The following is a 15,288-nucleotide window of genomic DNA, read 5'->3' as shown; positions in this document are numbered from 1 at the left end:
TCGACTGTGTCGTCGCGAACCGCAGCGATTTGCGCGTTTCGCGCTTTCTCCGCGGGCCAGAACTGGCTGAAACCCGCGGGAAAGCTGGTGCCGGTTGCAGGAATCGAACCCGCGACCTTCGGTTTACAAAACCGCTGCTCTACCAGCTGAGCTAAACCGGCACTGGCGCGATCCCTAGCGTCAGCGGACGCCGAACGTCCAGCCTTCCGTTTGCGCGACCTCATCGGTCAGGCGGGGCGGGTGCCACAGCGCGGCGTCGGTGACGGCGTGGCGAAGCCAGGCGGCGGTGAGGATCGCGTCGGTGGCATGGTCGTCGTAGCGGGCGAGGGGCGCGTGGGGATGACTGCCCAGCGCGGCGAGGGCGGCGTCGAGCGCGGCGGCGTCGCGCATCTTGCTGCGGCCCTTCGGAATGCCGGCAGCGCGGGCGGCGATGGTGGTGTAGATCTCGACCACCAGCGCGCCGGCGCCTGGCAGCGGATCGAACGGCCATACCGCCACCCGGCCATCGAGGTGGTGGAGGAAGCGCATGCCGGCGAAGCTTGCCTTGGCTACCTGCGACGCGCCGATCGCATCGTAGACGGTGGAGGGCTTTCGCGTGCCGTCGGACGTGGTTTCGCAGACGCGCCAATGGAGGAAGCGAGCCTTCTCCCCGTCCGCCGCGCCGAAGTAGAAATGGGTGCCGCGACGCGCCTCGAGGAAGCTGGCGGCGCCGAGGTCGTCGTCGGCGCTGGCGGCGTCGACCTGCGCCCATAGCGCGCGGGCATCGGCGGTGGCCGGCTCGCCGGGCAGATGGGCGCCGCGGTCGACGAAGGGCGCCGAGAAGCTGAAGTCGAAGCCGATCAGCAGCGGCTCGTCGGCATGGGCCAGCAGCCACCCGAGAACGGCGCTTCGCGACCACGCGCCGGCGGGCGGTTCGACGAGGCGCGGGGCGTCGTCGCCGGCCTCGCACAGCGCCAGCGCGATGCCCTTGTGACGGCTGCCCCTTGCACCCGACCAGTCGACAGCGGCGAAGCGGGCGAAGCGATCAGGGGCGGGGGCCATAAGCCTTCCGCTGGGCGACGGTGGCGCGATCCCACCAGGCACGGGCGAGCAGCGTGGCGATCCGATCGGTAGCCGGGGTGCCGTAGCGCACGAGCACGGCGGGCCAGCCATCATAGTGCGGGGTCTGCCAGAAAGTGGCTGGGTCGTGCTCGATCAGCACGTCCTTGTCGTCGAGCGTAACGGCGAGGACGAAGCTGTCGTCGGCCGGCGCGGTGGTCGCGGCCAGCATCTTGCCGCGCATCTTGACCGCGGGCTTGCCGTAGCTGGTGCCCTGCTCGACGCCGGGGAGGGCAAGCGCGGCGGTGACGATCGCGTCCCAGTCCTTCATGGCCGGGCCGCGAAGACGTCGGCGGTGAAGCGGGCGATGTCGAAGCGCGCTGCGCCGGCATCCTCGCCGCGTCGGACGACGACGAGCCGGGCCGAGGGAACGACCATGATGTACTGGCCGCGATTGCCCTGCGCGGCGTAGCTGCCGGCGGGCAGGCCCTGCTTCGGGCCGAACAGCCACATCGTCGCGCCATAGCCCGGGCCGTCGCCCTGCGGCTGCGGCCCCGAGGGCGTCGTCATGTAGCGCATCCAGCCATCGGGCAGCAGACGCTTGCCTTGCCACACGCCGTCCTGGAGCCAGAACTGGCCGAGTCGGGCGAAGTCGCGGGCGGTGGACCAGACCTGGCTGGAGAGGATGAAGTTGCGTTGCCAGTCGATGCCGGCGGTGGTGTGGTTCATCCCGAGCGGTGCGAACAGACGGGTGGCGGGCCAGGCAAGGTAGCGATCGTCATCAGCCATGCGCCCCCTGATTGCGCGGACGGCGAGGACGATGTCGTTGTTGGCATAGCGAAACCGCGTGCCCGGCCTTGCCTCGAGCGGCGAGGCGGCGGCGGTTTCGGAGACGGTGCTGCCGCCGAAGTACAGCGCGTCGGTTCGGCTGCCGGCGGTGTCGCCGTGAAGGCCCGATGCCATGCGCATGAGCTGGTCGAGCGTGATGGCGGCGCGCGGATCGTCCTTGTTCCATTCGGGCAACCGCGTCGGGGCATTCACGTCGATATCGAGCTGCTGCCTGACGAGGCCGATCAACGTGCCGGCCATGCTCTTGGCGACCGACCAGGTGCGGTTCGGGATCAGAGGGCCCCATCCGGCGGCGTAGCGTTCGGCGACGACCTTGCCGTCGCGCAGGACGACGACACCGGTTGTCGTGCCGCTGCCATAGGTCGCGGCGTCGAAGGCGCTAGCGACGGTCGAGGCGAGGGCGGCCGAGGGCCGTGGCGCGATGCCGGCATCGCCCTGCGGCCAGGGGGCGGGGTTTGCCGGAGCGGGAGCCTGGTCGAGCGGAAAGGCGTCGCGACGCAACGGTTGGAAGGTGGCGCCGATCGGCGACAGGACGCAGCCGAACTCGCGGTAGTAAGACGCGCGGCGCGGCGGCAGGTCGGCGGTGAACGGCACGGTGACGTCCAGCGTCGACGGCTCGACCGTGGCGGTGAGCGTCGGCACGATCGCGTCATATTCCGGGTAGATCCCCTTCAGCTCGGTGGCGTCGATCTGCGCTTGGCTGCGGCCGGCGGCGAAGATGCCCTCGCACAGCGTGAGCGCCTTGTACCCGGCGGCGATGGCGCGGGCGTAGGGCGCCGGCGGCGTGGCGGGGACCTGCTGGGCGGGCGCTGCGCCGGCGAGGGGCAGAAGGGTGGCGAGTGCTGCGAGACGGTGCCGATAAGCCATTGGGCGAACAGAGCAGAGCTTCGTCGGCATGGGAAGGGCAAGGTCGAGCGCAAATCAGCGTTGCTGGCGCCGCTCGTCCCACCAGGCGAGGCGTTCGGCGAGGCGCTTTTCGAAGCCGCGGTCGGTGGGGTCGTAGAAGCGCTGCGGCGTCATCTCGTCGGGCCAGTAATTGGCGCCGGAGAAGCCGCCGTCGGCGTCGTGGTCGTACTGATAGTTCGCACCATAGCCGATCTGCTTCATCAGCTTGGTCGGCGCATTGAGGATGTTGGCGGGGGGCATCAGGCTGCCGGTTTCCTTCGCCGATCGCCAGGCGGCCTTTTGCGCCTTGTAGGCGGCATTCGATTTGGGGGCGGTGGCGAGATAGAGGCAGGCCTGCGCGATCGCGAGTTCGCCCTCGGGCGAGCCGAGGAAGTCGTAGGTGTCCTTGGCGGCGATGCATTGCACCAGCGCCTGGGGGTCAGCGAGGCCGATGTCCTCGACCGCGGCGCGGGTCAGACGGCGCAGGACGTAGAGCGGCTCCTCCCCCGCGGTCAGCATTCGCGCGAGATAGTAGAGCGCGGCCTGCGGGTCGGAGCCGCGGATCGATTTATGCAGTGCGCTGATGAGGTTGTAATGGCCTTCGCGGTCCTTGTCGTAGACGGCGACGCGGCGCTGGAGGAAGCCCGACAGGCCGGCGGGATCGAGCGGTTCGGGCAGGTCGACCGAAAACAGCGTCTCCGCCTGGTTGAGGAGGAAGCGGCCGTCGCCATCGGCCTGCGCAACCATCGCGTCGCGTGCCTCGGGCGTCAGGGGCAGGGGGCGGCCCTCGAGCGCTTCGGCGCGGTCGAGCAGCTTGGTCAGCGCCGGCGGGCCGAGACGGTGGAGGATCAGCACCTGCGCGCGGCTGAGCACGGCGGCGTTGAGCTCGAACGACGGATTCTCGGTGGTCGCGCCGACGAGGGTGACGGTGCCATCCTCGACGTACGGAAGGAAACCGTCCTGCTGCGCGCGGTTGAAGCGATGGATCTCGTCCACGAACAGCAGCGTGCGCTTGCCGAGGCGGGCATGCTCGCGAGCGTTGGCGAAGGCCTTCTTGAGGTCGGCGACGCCGCTGAAGACGGCGCTGATCGCGACGAAGCGGAGACCGACCGCATCGGCAAGCAGGCGGGCAATGGTGGTCTTGCCGGTGCCGGGCGGGCCCCAGAGGATCATCGACGACAGGCGGCCGGCGGCGACCATCCTGCCGATCGCGCCATCGGGGCCGGTGAGATGTTCCTGGCCGACGACATCCTCCAACCGCTGCGGTCGGAGCCGGTCGGCGAGGGGGGCGTCGGCGGCCGGAGCGGTGGGGACCGGTTCGGGTTCGAGGCCGGTGAGCAGGTCGGGCATCGGCTTCATCTAGTGGGTCTCGGCCTTTGCGGGGAGGGCCTCTTTGCCTGCCAGTAGAGAAAGTACAAGATATATCTTGACTACCATTCACTGAGATATATCTTACGATGATCACGATAGACAGGAATATGATGATGTTCGGACATAGGCATTGCAACGAAGGGCGATACCGAGACGCGCGCGCTCGCGGCTTCGCGCCGCGCGGCGGATGGGAACAGTGGAACGAGCGGCTGGAGCATCGTTTCGCCGAGATGTTCGGCGAGGGGCGCGGCGGCGGCGGTGGCGGGCGTAGTCGGCGGATGTTCGACGGCGGCGAGCTGCGGCTGGTGCTGCTCAAGCTAATCGGCGACCAGCCGCTCGCCGGTTATGAGCTGATCAAGGCGATCGAGGCGTTCACCAACGGCGCCTATGCGCCGAGCCCGGGCGTCGTCTATCCGACCCTGACGCTGCTCGACGAGCTGGGGCAGATCGAGCAGCAGGAGAGCGAGGGCGCCAGGAAGCGCTATGCGATCACCGAGGTGGGTCGCCAGCACCTGGCGGAGAATGCGGAGGCGGTCGCGGCGCTGATCGCGCGGCTCCAGGCGCTGGGCGAGCATCGGGCGCGTTCCGACCGCGCGCCGATCCGGCGGGCGATGCACAATTTGCGTGCCGTCTTGCAGAACAAGCTGGAAGCGGGCGCGCTGTCCGACGAGGCGGCGCACGATGTGGCGGACCTGCTCGACGAGGTCGCGCGCAAGATCGAGCGGCTGAAGTGAGCGCCTCGGTCGCCCGCGTGCCGACGCTGTCGGCGAGCCGCTATCTGCAACAGCTGGCGAAGCATTGGAGCCACAAGATGGCCGTCACCTATTCCGCGGAAGAGGGGACGATCGAATTTCCCAACGCGTCGCGGCTGGAGATGCGGGCGGATAGCGAGACGCTCGATCTGGTGCTGACGGTGCCCGAGGATGGCGACGCCGCGCGGATGCGCACGGTAGTGGAGGAGCACCTCAATCGCTTTGCGTTCCGCGAGGGGGCGCTGACGTTCGAGTGGCGGCAACCCTGAACCGCTCCCCGGAACGGGGTGGGGGACCATCGCGCAGCGATGGTGGAGGGGCGGAAGCCGGGCGGGGACGCTTGTGGCTGCCCCTCCACCACGCCCTTACGGGCGCGGTCCCCCTCCCCGTGCCGGGGAGGACTTGAGTAGCGCCAGATACGCATCCAGCATCGCCTGGTTCGCAATGTCCCAGCGATAGTTCGCCGCCTTGGCGTGTCCCGCCTCGCCCATGCTGGCGCGCAGGGCGGGTTCCTCGACGATGCGCTGGATCGCGTCGGCATAGCCCTTGATGTCGGTCGGCTCGACCAGGAAGCCGGTGACGCCGTCGTCGACCAAGTCGACTGCCCCCGTCGCACGGGCGGCGACGACGGGGACGCTGGCGGCCATCGCTTCGGTGGTGACGTTGCCGAACGTTTCGGTGATCGAGGGGTTGAAGAATACGTCCATCGACGCGACCGCGCGGCCCAGGTCGTCCCCAGACTGGAAGCCGGCGAACACGGCGCCGGGTGCCTGGGCGGCGAACCATTCCTGCGCCGGGCCCTTGCCGACGACCAGCGCCTTGTGCGGCACGCCGCGGCGGGTAAGCTCGGCGAGGACGTCAGCGAACACGTCGAGGCCCTTTTCCTTCACTAGTCGGCCGAGGAAGCCGATCGCGATCTCGTCGTCGGCGATGCCGAGGCTGCGCCGCCACTCGAGGCTGCGGCGGCTGGGGTGGAAGCGGTCATGGTCGATGCCGCGGCTCCAGATGCCGATCGGCGTCTCGACGCCCCAGGATTTCAGCAGCGTGCCCATGCTGGGCGACGGCACCATGACCTGGTCGACGCGATTGTAGAAGCGGGTGAGGATCCATTGGATCAGCGGCTCGACAAAGCCGATGTGGTAATAGCGGAAATAGGTTTCGAAGCGGGTGTGGACCGAGGCTACCGTCGCGATGCCGTGCTTCTTCGCCCAGGTGACCGCGCCGTGATTGAGGAATTCGGGCGCCGAGGCGTGGACGATGTTGGGGGCGAATGCCTCCAGGTCGCGGCGGGTTTCGGCGGGAAGATAACGGCCGAGGCGATATTCGGCGCGGCCGCCGGGCATCGGGATGGCGGGGACGCTGACGAGATCGCCGGTCGGCGGGAAGGCGGGCGTCTCGAGCGTCGGCGAATAGACGCGGACGTGGACCCCGCGCTTCAACAGGTGCCCGACGAGCAGGTTCAGCGCCTGGTTCGCGCCGTCACGCGTGTAGTTGTAGTTGCCGCTGAAGAGCGCAACGCGAAGGTCGCTGGACGTGACGGGCGGCTGCATGGCAGCGGCGGATAGCGAGGCGCGCGGGTGTTGGCGAGAGCCGACGCCGAATGGGGTCCTTGTTCCCCTCCCGTTCTCCTGATACGCAGGCGCCATGGCCAAACCCCAGAAGCGTTATGTCTGCCAGTCCTGTGGATCGGTGTCGCACCGGTGGCAGGGGCAATGCGCCGATTGTTCGGAATGGAACACGCTGGTCGAAGAGGCGGGAGCGAACGTCACACCGTTCCACGCCAAGCACAATCTGCAGGGTGGCGGGCGGATGATCGCGTTGAGTGCGCTCGACAGCGAGGTCGCACTGCCCGAGCGGATGCCGAGCGGGGTGGCCGAGTTCGATCGCGCGCTGGGCGGCGGCTTCGTCGAGGCGTCGGCGACGCTGATCGGTGGCGATCCGGGGATCGGCAAGTCGACGCTGCTGCTGCAGGCGGCGGCGAAGATGGCGCTGGCGGGACGCGACGTCGCCTATGTCTCGGGCGAGGAGGCGGCGGACCAGGTGCGATTGCGTGCACAGCGGCTGGGCGTGGGCAATGCGCCGGTCAAGCTGGCGGCGGCGACGTCGGTGCGCGACATTTTGACGACGCTGTCGGGCGCGCGCCCGCCGGCGCTGCTCATCATTGATTCGATCCAGACGATGCATTCGGACCTGATCGAAGGGGCGCCTGGCACCGTCAGCCAGGTGCGCGCGTCGGCGCAGGAGCTGATCCGCTTCGCCAAGGAGCGCGGCACGGCGCTGGTGCTGGTCGGCCATGTCACCAAGGACGGCTCGATCGCGGGGCCGCGCGTGCTGGAGCATATGGTCGACACGGTGCTGAGCTTCGAAGGCGAGCGCAGCCACCAGTATCGCATCCTGCGGGCGATCAAGAACCGCTTCGGCGGGACCGACGAGATCGGCGTGTTCGCGATGGAGACGGCAGGGCTGAGCGAGGTCGGCAATCCGTCGGCGCTGTTCCTCACGCACCGCGACGAAGGCGTGACGGGGACAACGGTCTTCCCCGCGCTGGAGGGGACGCGGCCGGTGCTGGTCGAGATCCAGGCGCTGGTGGTGCGGCTGGCGAGCGGGGCGACGCCGCGGCGGTCGGTGGTCGGCTGGGATTCGGGGCGGCTGGCGATGGTGCTGGCGGTGCTGGAGGCGCGGTGCGGGCTGAGCTTCTTGTCGGCGGAAGTCTATCTGAACATCGCGGGCGGCTATCGCGTGCAGGATCCCGCCGCGGACATGGCGGTGGCCGCGGCGCTGGTGTCGGCCTTGTCGGAGCGGCCGGTGCCGATCGACGCGGTGGCGTTCGGCGAGATCGCGCTGTCGGGCGAGGTGCGGCCGGTGGCGCATGCCGCGCTGCGGCTGAAGGAAGCCGGCAAGCTGGGGTTCGAGCGCGCGCTGGTGCCGCAGGCGATGGCGGGCGATGGCGGCGGCCTGCGGACGACCGGGTTTCGGACGCTTGGGCAGTTCGTGGAGTATATGCTGGGGCGGTGATCGTCTAGCTTCGTCATGCAGAGATTGTCTCAGCATCCAAGGTTCCGCGTGTCCTCGGCTGATGTATTTGCCGCCCGGTGGGTGCCGGGACGAGCCTGACATGACCTATGGGGCGGGACAACTCGGCCTCCAATTTCCCTCGTCATCCCGGCCTCGAGCTGGGATCCAACGTGCGGCGAGCGGCTCGGATAGTCAGCAAACGAGCAGGCTGCGGAAACATGGATCCCGGCTCAAGGCCGGGATGACGGGGGTGGGGATGCAACGGCAGGACGCGTGCTCGTGGCTGTCCTCTCCACCACCGGCGTTGCCGGCGATCCCCTCCCCGTGCAGGCAGGGACTTTGCGTCGCCCCCTAGCGCCTCGTCCCTCGGCCCCCTATTCCCGAAGGCATGAGTTTGACCGCCCTCGACACCATTGTCCTCCTGCTGGTCGCCGGATCGGCGCTGCTCGGATTGAAGCGGGGCTTCGTGACGGAAGTGCTGTCGCTGTTCGCCTGGGTCGGCATCGTCGCGGCGTTGAAGCTGTTCCACATCCCGCTCGCCGCCGTCTTCAGCCGCTATGTGGGGACGCCGTCGGGCGCGGCGGTGCTCGCGTTCGTCGTGATCGCGGGCGGCGTCTATATCGGCGGTCGGCTGGTCGCCAATGCGATCGGCAAGCGGACACGGACATCGGTGCTGGGGCCGATCGACCGCGCGCTGGGGTTCGGCTTCGGCGCGCTGAAGGGGCTGATCCTGGCGAGTCTGGGCTTCCTGCTCGCCGCGCTGCTGGTCGATACCGCGCGCGGTGGCCCGTCGCGGCGGCCCGACTGGATGACCCGGTCGCGCACCTATCCGCTGCTCAACGCGACCAGTGCGGGGATTGCCGATTTCGTCGATCGCCGCCGCCGCGGCCTGCCGGTGTTCGGCATGAACCCGGCCGATAACGCGAGCACCGCACCATGAGCGCGTCGCTGTACAATGCCGAGATCCTGCGGCTTGCCACGTCGATCCCGCATCAGGAGCGGCTGGCGGCGCCGATGGCGACCAGCGAGAAGCGCTCGCCGATCTGCGGCAGCCGGGTGACGGTCGACGTGTCGCTGGGCGACGATGGCCGGGTCGGCGAGGTCGGGATGCTGGTGCGCGCCTGTGCGCTGGGCCAGGCATCGTCGTCGCTGCTAGCCGCGAACGTCGTCGGGCGCTCGCCCGAGGAATTGGCGGCGGCGCGCGATGCGCTGACCGCGTGGCTGGCGGGCGAGGGCGAGGTGCCGGACTGGCCGGGGCTCGAGGTGTTCACCCCGGCGCTGGCACACAGCGCGCGGCATGCCTCGATCCGGCTCGCGTTTGAGGCGGCGGCGGACGCGGCGGCCGAGGCCAAGGCACTGAACCATGCATGATGCCGCCGAGGCCACGTCGCTGCTGCGCGATGGCAGCATCCTGCTCGGCGCGGGGTTGTTCTTCGTGCTGCTGTTCCGGCGGCTGGGGCTCGGTGCGACGCTGGGCTATCTCGTCGCCGGCGCGGTGGTCGGGCCGCAGCTGCTGGGGCTGGTGGGCGACGCCGAATCGAAGATCGGCATCGCCGAGCTCGGCATCACGCTGCTGCTGTTCATCGTTGGGCTGGAGCTGAACCCGACGCGGCTGTGGAAGCTGAAGAAGGAAATATTCGCGGTCGGGCTGGTGCAGGTCGTCGCCTGCGGGCTGGCGATCACGGGCGTGGTGTGGCTGGGCGCGCGCTTCTCGGTGCCGGCGGCGTTCGCGCTTGGTCTGCCGCTGGCGCTGTCGTCGACGGCGCAGGTGCTGCCGATGCTGCAATCGTCGGGGCGGCTGCGTACGCCGTTCGGCGAGCGCGCCTTTTCGATCCTGTTGTTTCAGGACCTGTCGATCGTCCCGCTCATCACGATCGTCGCGGCGATGAGCCGCAACCCGGCCGATGCGCAGGGCCCGCCGGGGTGGATATTGGCGATCGAGACGGTCGCCGCGATCGGCGGGCTGATCGTAGCCGGGCGTTTCCTGCTGCGGCCGCTGTTCCGGCTGATCGGCAATCTGGGCGAGCGTGAGATGTTCGTGTTCGCGGGGCTGTTCACCGTCATCGCCAGCGCGGCCGTGATGGAGTTACTGGGGCTGTCGACCGCGCTCGGTGCGTTCATCGCGGGCGTGATGCTGGCCGATAGCCCGTATCGGCATGAGCTGGAGGCGGATGTCGAGCCGTTCCGCTCGATCCTGCTCGGCCTGTTCTTCCTGGCGGTCGGCATGATGCTGAACCTGCATGCCATCGCGGAGCGGCCGCTGTTCGTGGCGGGCATGGCGCTGGCGCTGATCGCGACCAAGGCGCTGGTGATCTTCCTGATCGGGCTCGCGTTCCGCATGCCGTGGCGGGGGGCGCTGGCGCTGGGCCTGCTGCTGAGCCAGGGCGGCGAGTTCGGCTTCGTGCTGTTCGCGGCGGCGCAATCGGGGCAGCTGATCGCGCCCGAGGCGGCGAGCCTGTTCGGCGCCATCATCACGCTGTCGATGGCGACGACGCCGTTCCTGATGAGCGCCACCCGCCGCTTTCGCGCCGAGCCGATCGCCAAGGACCAGGAGCGTGATGGGCCGACCGCGGACGGCGCCAATGCGATCATCGTCGGCTATGGCCGGTTCGGGCAGACGGTCGGCCAGATCCTGGCGGCGAGCGACGTGCCGGTGACGCTGATCGATACCGACATCGAGATGATCGACATCGCCGGCGAGTTCGGCGCCAAGGTCTATTATGGCGACGGCACGCGGCTCGACCTACTGCGGCAGGCAGGCGCCGCCGAGGCCGAGCTGATCTGTTTCTGCATCGATGGCGACCAGATCCAGCCCGACACGGTCGAAGCGGTGCATGAGGCATTTCCTAATGCCGCGATCTATGTTCGCGCCTTCGACCGGCGCGCGCTGGTGAAGTTGAAGAACTCGCCCGCCCGCTATGTGGTGCGCGAGGTGCTGGAGTCGGCGGTCAAGATGGCACGGCTGGCGCTCGACGGGCTTGGCGTGGGCGAGGGTGATATCGATCGCGCCGAGCAGATGTACCGGTCGCGCGACAAGGAGCGCTTGCGCATCCAGATCGAGACGGGTGACCTGCGCGCGGCGCGGGCACTGGTGGCGGAGCAGCAGCCGTGGGGGAACGACCGATGATGCTGGCGGTGTTGGCGGCGCTGTCGGGCGCTCTCGCCGTCGCAGCGGGGGCGTTCGGGGCGCATGGCGCGAGCGGGCCGGCGGTCGAGTGGCTCAAGACGGGAAGCCATTACCAGCTGATCCATGCGGTGGTGGCTTTGGTGGCGCTGCGGTTCGAGGCGCGAGGGCCGGCGTGGCTGTTCGTCGTCGGTGGCGCGGTGTTCGCCGGCACATTGTACGCGATGGCGCTGGGCGCACCGCGGTGGTTGGGGGCGGTGACGCCGATCGGCGGGGCTGCGTTGATCGCTGGCTGGTTGTGGCTGGCCTGGGGGTTGCGGGGGTAGGTTCGACTGGGACTCCGTCATCCCGCGAAGGCGGGGATCCATACTGGCTAAGCTTCGTGGGTATCACCCCGTTCCGAGGAAAATGGATCCCCGCCTTCGCGGGGATGACGGGGGTGGCCGGGCTCTATCGCTTCTTCCGGCACGCATCCGAACAATAGACGACGCTGTCCCAGTCGCGGGCCCATTTCTTGCGCCAGATGAAGGGGCGCTGGCACGCGGGGCAGGTCTTGGTCGGCAGGTCGCGCTTGGCGATGCCGTTGGGCATCAGCGGGCTTGAGCGTCGAGGAAGGCCTCGACGCGGGCGAGGTCGACGGTCTTGTCGAGATAGGTCCGCCCGATCCCGCGCGCGAGCAGGAAGGGGAGGGTGCCGGCGCTCATCTTCTTGTCGTGTCGCATATGCTCGACCAACGTCGCGCCGCTCGCATCGATCCCCGCCGCGGCGAGGCCGTCGGGAAGGCCGACGCTTCGCCAGTGTGCGGCGACTCGGTCGGCATCCTCGCGCGGGCAGAGACCCAGGTCAGCGGAATAGGCGAAGGCCAGCGCGCATCCGGCGGCGACGCCCTCGCCATGGAGCAGGCGAGTGGAGAATCCGGCCTCTGCCTCCAGCGCATGGCCGAAGGTGTGGCCGAGGTTGAGCAGCGCGCGGCGGCCGGTCGTTTCGAATTCGTCTTCGCCGACGATCCGGGCCTTGGCGGCGACCGAATGGGCGATGGCGTAGACGCGCGCCGAGGCGTCGCCGGCGAGCAGCGCTGCCCCGTTCGCCTCGCACCAGGCGAAGAAGTCGGGGTCGTCGATCAGGCCGTACTTCACCACCTCGGCATAGCCGGCGGCGAGATCGCGACGCGGCAGGGTATCGAGGACGTCGGGATCGATCAGCACCATCGCCGGCTGGTGGAAGGCGCCGATCAGATTCTTGCCGGCGCGCGCGTTGATCCCGGTCTTGCCGCCCACCGAGCTGTCGACCTGGGCAAGCAGCGTGGTGGGAATCTGGACGAAGCCGCAGCCGCGCTTGAGGATGGCGGTGGCGAAGCCGACGAGGTCGCCGATGACGCCGCCGCCCAGGGCCACGACATGGTCGCCGCGTTCGACGCCGAGTTCGAGCAGGCGATCGGTCAGCGCCTCGAGCTGCGCCCAGCTCTTCGTCGCCTCACCCGGCGGCAGCACGATCGCCTCATACGCGACGCCGGCGGTATCGAGCGAGCGGGCCAGGGTATCAAGGTGGGGAGCGACATTGGCGTCGGTGACGATCGCCATCCGCCGACCACGCGCGAGTGGCGCGAGGTGGTCGGCGGCGCGCGACAACAGGCCGCTCTCGATGACGACGGGATAGCTGCGCTCGCCCAAGGACACCTGGATCGTCGTCATCGGCCAATGGCTTTCAGGATGGCGGCGACGGTGTTTTCGTGCGGCGCCTTGTGGCTGGAAACATGGATCGGCGCGAGCGCATAGAGCGGATCGCGTACCGCGGCGAGATCGCGCAGGACCTGTGCCGGGTCGCGGCCGCGCAGCAGCGGGCGGGTGTCGCGGCGCTTCACCCGCTCGGCGAGCACGTCGGGATGGGCGTGGAGCCAGATCGCGGTCGCATCGCGCAGGATCAGGTCCCGCGTCTCTTCGTTAACGAAAGCGCCGCCGCCGGTCGCGACGATCTTGGGCGTGCCATCGATCAGCCGGGCGATGACCCGGCGCTCGCCGTCGCGGAAATAAGCCTCGCCGAAGCGCTCGAAGATCTCGGTGATCGGCATGCCGGCGGCGCGCTCGATCTCTTCGTCGGCATCGACGAAGGGCAGGCGGAGGCGGGTGGCGAGGCGGCGGCCGACGGTCGATTTGCCGACCCCCATCAGGCCGACGAGGACGATGGCCCGATCGATCGGCGGGAAGTCTGGCTTGGCGCTTTGCAACATGGAGCCGCGCGCTATACAGCGCAGACCTGCCCGCGGCAAAGCCGTGGGTACGTGTGTCCACAGCATCGGATCGGCCCCGTCATGACTCGCCTCCTCGTCTCGATCCTGGTCATCGCCGTCGTGGTGGTCGGGGGCCTGTTCCTGCTCGCGGGCCGTGCCAGCGAGCGCCCGCAGACGCATGTCGAGAAGGCCGTCACGCTTGCCAATCTCAGCTAAGACGCGCGCGGGCATCGCGGCGCTGGCGATCGCCGCCGCCGCCTTGCCGGCGATCGGGCAGGATCGTCCCGAATCGCTGCTGCCGCCGGGGTTCGGCGACAACCAGCCGACGCCGACGCCGCGCGCGACGGGCAATGGCCCGGCCAGCCTGTTGCCGCCGTCGGTCGCCGCGTCGCCGGGGCAGCCGGGCGCGATCGTCCAGCCGCTGCCCACCGATACGCCGTCGCCCACGCCCAGCGCGACGCCGACGCCGACGCCGATGGATGCCAAGGCGCTGGCCGACTACGAGCTGCCGCCGTTCGCGCGCCGTTCGCTGGCGCTGGTGGGGCCGGGTGGCGTCGATGGCGGGTTGCCGGCCGATGCGTTCGGCCGGGCCGATGGGCGCTACCTGGAAGGATTGATGCGGTCGCTCGACGCGCCGCTGCCGTCGCGGTGGATGTCGATCCTGCTGCGGCGGACGCTGGCATCGCAACTGCGGACGCCGCGCAACGTCAACGGCGCCGACTTCGCGGCCGAGCGTGCGTGGTTGTTGCTGCGAATGGGCGAGTCGGTGGCGGCGCGGGCGGTGGCGCAGAGCGTCGATACCGGCAATGCCAGCCGCAAGCTGCTGGAAGTCGCGATGAACACGTCGCTGGCGACGGGCGATCCGGGCGGGCTGTGTCCGCTCGCCGATCGTGGACGCCAGGCGACGGGCGAGCGCGGCTGGGTGATGGCGCAGGCAATGTGCGCCGGCCTGTCGGGCAATGCGACGGCGGCGAAGTCGCTGATGGCGCAGGCGCGGCGGCGCCGGGTGGCCGAGGGCGTCGACCTCAGGCTGGCGCAGAAGGTGTCGGGGGCAGGGCCGGGCGGCGGCCAGGCGGTGACGATCGAATGGAGCCCCGCCGACACGCTGACGGTGTGGCGCTTCGGCCTCGCGAGCGCGACCGGCGTCGCGATCCCGGCGGAGATGTTCGCGACCACGGGATCGCAGGTGCGATATTGGCAGGCGTTGAGCCCGAGCGTCGGCGATGCCGATCGCCTGCCCTATGCCGAGGCGGCGGCGGGGCAGGGCGTGTTGTCGAATGCGGCGCTGGTCGACCTGTTCGGTGCGATCGACGAGGGTGACGACGTGCCCGCGGCGGCGAGCGCGGCGGCGAGCGACCTTCGCGTCGCCTATGTCGGTGGCGACACCGACGCGCGGATCGGCGCGATCCGCCAGCTGTGGGGCGAGGCGGCGGCGACGCCCTATGCCCGGCTGGTGCTGACCGCGCGGGCGGCGGCGCGGCTGCCGGTGGGCGAGGGACTCGAGGATGCCGACCGGCTGGTCGCGTCGATGTTGAGCGCCGGGCTCGATCGGTCGGCGGCGCGGTGGCGCGGGCGGGTGACGCAGGGCGGCGACGCGTGGGCGATGATCGCGCTGGCCGATCCCGATCGTGGCGGGCGGCTGACGTATAATGCGGTTGCGGGATATGGCGGGACAGGCGATGCGGCGCTGAAGCAGCGGCTGTTCTTCGCCGGGCTCGCCGGGCTGGGTCGGCTGACGCCCGAGGATGCGCAGCGCGCGGCCGAGGCGCTGGAGGTGCCGGTGGGGGCGAGCAATGCCTGGACGCAGGCGCTCGACCGGGCGGTGATGGCACGGGAGCCGGGAACGGTGGTGCTGCTGTGCGCGGTCGGCTTGCAGACGCCGGCGTGGCGCGGGGTGCCGCCGGCGACGCTGTACCGGATCACCGCGGCGCTGACCGCGGTGGGGCTCGACGGCTATGCGCGCATGATCGCGGCCGAGGCGATCGCACGGGCGTGACCGATGCGGCGCTGATCGAGCACTTTCTGGA

16 protein-coding genes and 1 tRNA gene are annotated in these 15,288 nt (G+C 69.7%); 8 read left to right on the top strand and 9 right to left on the bottom strand.

The window, feature by feature from the left end; all coding sequences use genetic code 11:
- Positions 1 to 85: 85 nt before the first annotated feature.
- From GGQ80_RS05025 to GGQ80_RS05005, 5 genes are all read right to left on the bottom strand, one after another.
- Positions 86 to 161, bottom strand: a tRNA-Thr gene (locus tag GGQ80_RS05025).
- A gap of 19 nt (positions 162 to 180) precedes the next feature.
- Positions 181 to 1,041 (bottom strand): hypothetical protein, encoded by an 861-nt coding sequence (locus GGQ80_RS05020; RefSeq protein WP_183982780.1) that lies wholly within the window; start codon positions 1,039 to 1,041, stop codon positions 181 to 183.
- Positions 1,025 to 1,369, bottom strand: coding sequence for an MmcQ/YjbR family DNA-binding protein (locus GGQ80_RS05015; RefSeq protein ID WP_183982779.1), 345 nt, complete (start codon positions 1,367 to 1,369; stop codon positions 1,025 to 1,027). The genes GGQ80_RS05020 and GGQ80_RS05015 overlap by 17 nt, the downstream gene beginning before the upstream one ends.
- Complete coding sequence (locus GGQ80_RS05010; RefSeq protein ID WP_183982778.1) at positions 1,366 to 2,754, bottom strand: serine hydrolase domain-containing protein; 1,389 nt, start codon at positions 2,752 to 2,754, stop codon at positions 1,366 to 1,368. Before GGQ80_RS05010 ends, GGQ80_RS05015 begins: the two co-directional genes overlap by 4 nt.
- A 54-nt stretch (positions 2,755 to 2,808) precedes the next feature.
- On the bottom strand, positions 2,809 to 4,122 hold the full coding sequence (locus GGQ80_RS05005; RefSeq protein ID WP_183982962.1) for a replication-associated recombination protein A: 1,314 nt from the start codon (positions 4,120 to 4,122) through the stop codon (positions 2,809 to 2,811).
- A 134-nt stretch (positions 4,123 to 4,256) separates the two neighbouring features.
- Here GGQ80_RS05005 and GGQ80_RS05000 point away from each other — a divergent pair, with 134 nt between their 5' ends.
- Both GGQ80_RS05000 and GGQ80_RS04995 read left to right on the top strand, forming a co-directional pair.
- The gene (locus tag GGQ80_RS05000; RefSeq protein ID WP_183982961.1) at positions 4,257 to 4,877 is read left to right on the top strand and encodes a PadR family transcriptional regulator; all 621 of its coding nucleotides are present in this window, start codon (positions 4,257 to 4,259) and stop codon (positions 4,875 to 4,877) included.
- A complete protein-coding gene (locus GGQ80_RS04995) occupies positions 4,874 to 5,164 on the top strand; it encodes a DUF2218 domain-containing protein (protein ID WP_183982777.1) in 291 nt (96 codons plus the stop codon). Before GGQ80_RS05000 ends, GGQ80_RS04995 begins: the two co-directional genes overlap by 4 nt.
- 96 nt (positions 5,165 to 5,260) lie before the next feature.
- On the opposite strand, the gene GGQ80_RS04990 is transcribed toward GGQ80_RS04995, so the two are convergent.
- The gene (locus GGQ80_RS04990; RefSeq protein WP_183982776.1) at positions 5,261 to 6,445 is read right to left on the bottom strand and encodes a glycosyltransferase family 4 protein; all 1,185 of its coding nucleotides are present in this window, start codon (positions 6,443 to 6,445) and stop codon (positions 5,261 to 5,263) included.
- 94 nt (positions 6,446 to 6,539) lie between these two features.
- Between GGQ80_RS04990 and radA the strand changes: the two genes are divergently transcribed.
- The 5 genes from radA (at position 6,540) to GGQ80_RS04965 (ending at position 11,360) form a co-directional block, all read left to right on the top strand.
- Positions 6,540 to 7,910, top strand: coding sequence for a DNA repair protein RadA (gene radA / locus GGQ80_RS04985; RefSeq protein ID WP_183982775.1), 1,371 nt, complete (start codon positions 6,540 to 6,542; stop codon positions 7,908 to 7,910).
- Positions 7,911 to 8,298: 388 nt separating this feature from the next.
- Positions 8,299 to 8,850, top strand: a complete 552-nt coding sequence (locus tag GGQ80_RS04980; protein ID WP_183982774.1) for a CvpA family protein — start codon at positions 8,299 to 8,301, stop codon at positions 8,848 to 8,850.
- Positions 8,847 to 9,281: an iron-sulfur cluster assembly scaffold protein gene (locus GGQ80_RS04975; RefSeq protein WP_183982773.1), complete on the top strand. Its 435-nt coding sequence runs from the start codon at positions 8,847 to 8,849 to the stop codon at positions 9,279 to 9,281. Before GGQ80_RS04980 ends, GGQ80_RS04975 begins: the two co-directional genes overlap by 4 nt.
- Positions 9,274 to 11,037 carry a cation:proton antiporter domain-containing protein gene (locus GGQ80_RS04970; protein WP_183982772.1) on the top strand — a complete coding sequence of 588 codons (1,764 nt, stop codon included), beginning with the start codon at positions 9,274 to 9,276 and terminating at the stop codon, positions 11,035 to 11,037. The genes GGQ80_RS04975 and GGQ80_RS04970 overlap by 8 nt, the downstream gene beginning before the upstream one ends.
- Positions 11,034 to 11,360, top strand: coding sequence for a DUF423 domain-containing protein (locus tag GGQ80_RS04965; protein ID WP_183982771.1), 327 nt, complete (start codon positions 11,034 to 11,036; stop codon positions 11,358 to 11,360). The genes GGQ80_RS04970 and GGQ80_RS04965 overlap by 4 nt, the downstream gene beginning before the upstream one ends.
- A gap of 124 nt (positions 11,361 to 11,484) precedes the next feature.
- On the opposite strand, the gene GGQ80_RS04960 is transcribed toward GGQ80_RS04965, so the two are convergent.
- The 3 genes from GGQ80_RS04960 to GGQ80_RS04950 are packed head-to-tail and all read right to left on the bottom strand — an operon-like array spanning position 11,485 to position 13,261.
- Complete coding sequence (locus GGQ80_RS04960; protein WP_183982770.1) at positions 11,485 to 11,625, bottom strand: DUF2256 domain-containing protein; 141 nt, start codon at positions 11,623 to 11,625, stop codon at positions 11,485 to 11,487.
- Positions 11,625 to 12,725, bottom strand: a complete 1,101-nt coding sequence (gene aroB, locus GGQ80_RS04955) for a 3-dehydroquinate synthase (RefSeq protein ID WP_183982769.1) — start codon at positions 12,723 to 12,725, stop codon at positions 11,625 to 11,627. Before aroB ends, GGQ80_RS04960 begins: the two co-directional genes overlap by 1 nt.
- Positions 12,722 to 13,261 carry a shikimate kinase gene (locus tag GGQ80_RS04950; RefSeq protein WP_183982768.1) on the bottom strand — a complete coding sequence of 180 codons (540 nt, stop codon included), beginning with the start codon at positions 13,259 to 13,261 and terminating at the stop codon, positions 12,722 to 12,724. The genes aroB and GGQ80_RS04950 overlap by 4 nt, the downstream gene beginning before the upstream one ends.
- A gap of 199 nt (positions 13,262 to 13,460) precedes the next feature.
- Here GGQ80_RS04950 and GGQ80_RS04945 point away from each other — a divergent pair, with 199 nt between their 5' ends.
- Complete coding sequence (locus GGQ80_RS04945; RefSeq protein WP_221364192.1) at positions 13,461 to 15,257, top strand: hypothetical protein; 1,797 nt, start codon at positions 13,461 to 13,463, stop codon at positions 15,255 to 15,257.
- Positions 15,258 to 15,288: the final 31 nt, after the last annotated feature.

Source organism: Sphingomonas jinjuensis (genome assembly GCF_014197105.1).
GTDB classification, from domain to species: domain Bacteria; phylum Pseudomonadota; class Alphaproteobacteria; order Sphingomonadales; family Sphingomonadaceae; genus Sphingomonas; species Sphingomonas jinjuensis.
Note: the sequence above shows the minus strand (reverse complement) of the source record. Positions and strands in the feature narration are given on the sequence as shown.

Excerpts from the sequence above, each read along its gene's own strand:
- GGQ80_RS04950 (WP_183982768.1), bottom strand. The coding sequence starts at position 13,261 with ATGTTGCAAAGCGCCAAGCCAGACTTCCCGCCGATCGATCGGGCCATC.
- GGQ80_RS05005 (WP_183982962.1), bottom strand. The coding sequence starts at position 4,122 with ATGCCCGACCTGCTCACCGGCCTCGAACCCGAACCGGTCCCCACCGCT.
- GGQ80_RS05015 (WP_183982779.1), bottom strand. The coding sequence starts at position 1,369 with ATGAAGGACTGGGACGCGATCGTCACCGCCGCGCTTGCCCTCCCCGGC.
- GGQ80_RS04980 (WP_183982774.1), top strand. The coding sequence starts at position 8,299 with ATGAGTTTGACCGCCCTCGACACCATTGTCCTCCTGCTGGTCGCCGGA.
- GGQ80_RS05000 (WP_183982961.1), top strand. The coding sequence starts at position 4,257 with ATGTTCGGACATAGGCATTGCAACGAAGGGCGATACCGAGACGCGCGC.
- GGQ80_RS05010 (WP_183982778.1), bottom strand. The coding sequence starts at position 2,754 with ATGGCTTATCGGCACCGTCTCGCAGCACTCGCCACCCTTCTGCCCCTC.
- aroB (WP_183982769.1), bottom strand. The coding sequence starts at position 12,725 with ATGACGACGATCCAGGTGTCCTTGGGCGAGCGCAGCTATCCCGTCGTC.
- radA (WP_183982775.1), top strand. The coding sequence starts at position 6,540 with ATGGCCAAACCCCAGAAGCGTTATGTCTGCCAGTCCTGTGGATCGGTG.
- GGQ80_RS04960 (WP_183982770.1), bottom strand. The coding sequence starts at position 11,625 with ATGCCCAACGGCATCGCCAAGCGCGACCTGCCGACCAAGACCTGCCCC.
- GGQ80_RS04970 (WP_183982772.1), top strand. The coding sequence starts at position 9,274 with ATGCATGATGCCGCCGAGGCCACGTCGCTGCTGCGCGATGGCAGCATC.
- GGQ80_RS04965 (WP_183982771.1), top strand. The coding sequence starts at position 11,034 with ATGATGCTGGCGGTGTTGGCGGCGCTGTCGGGCGCTCTCGCCGTCGCA.
- GGQ80_RS05020 (WP_183982780.1), bottom strand. The coding sequence starts at position 1,041 with ATGGCCCCCGCCCCTGATCGCTTCGCCCGCTTCGCCGCTGTCGACTGG.
- GGQ80_RS04990 (WP_183982776.1), bottom strand. The coding sequence starts at position 6,445 with ATGCAGCCGCCCGTCACGTCCAGCGACCTTCGCGTTGCGCTCTTCAGC.
- GGQ80_RS04975 (WP_183982773.1), top strand. The coding sequence starts at position 8,847 with ATGAGCGCGTCGCTGTACAATGCCGAGATCCTGCGGCTTGCCACGTCG.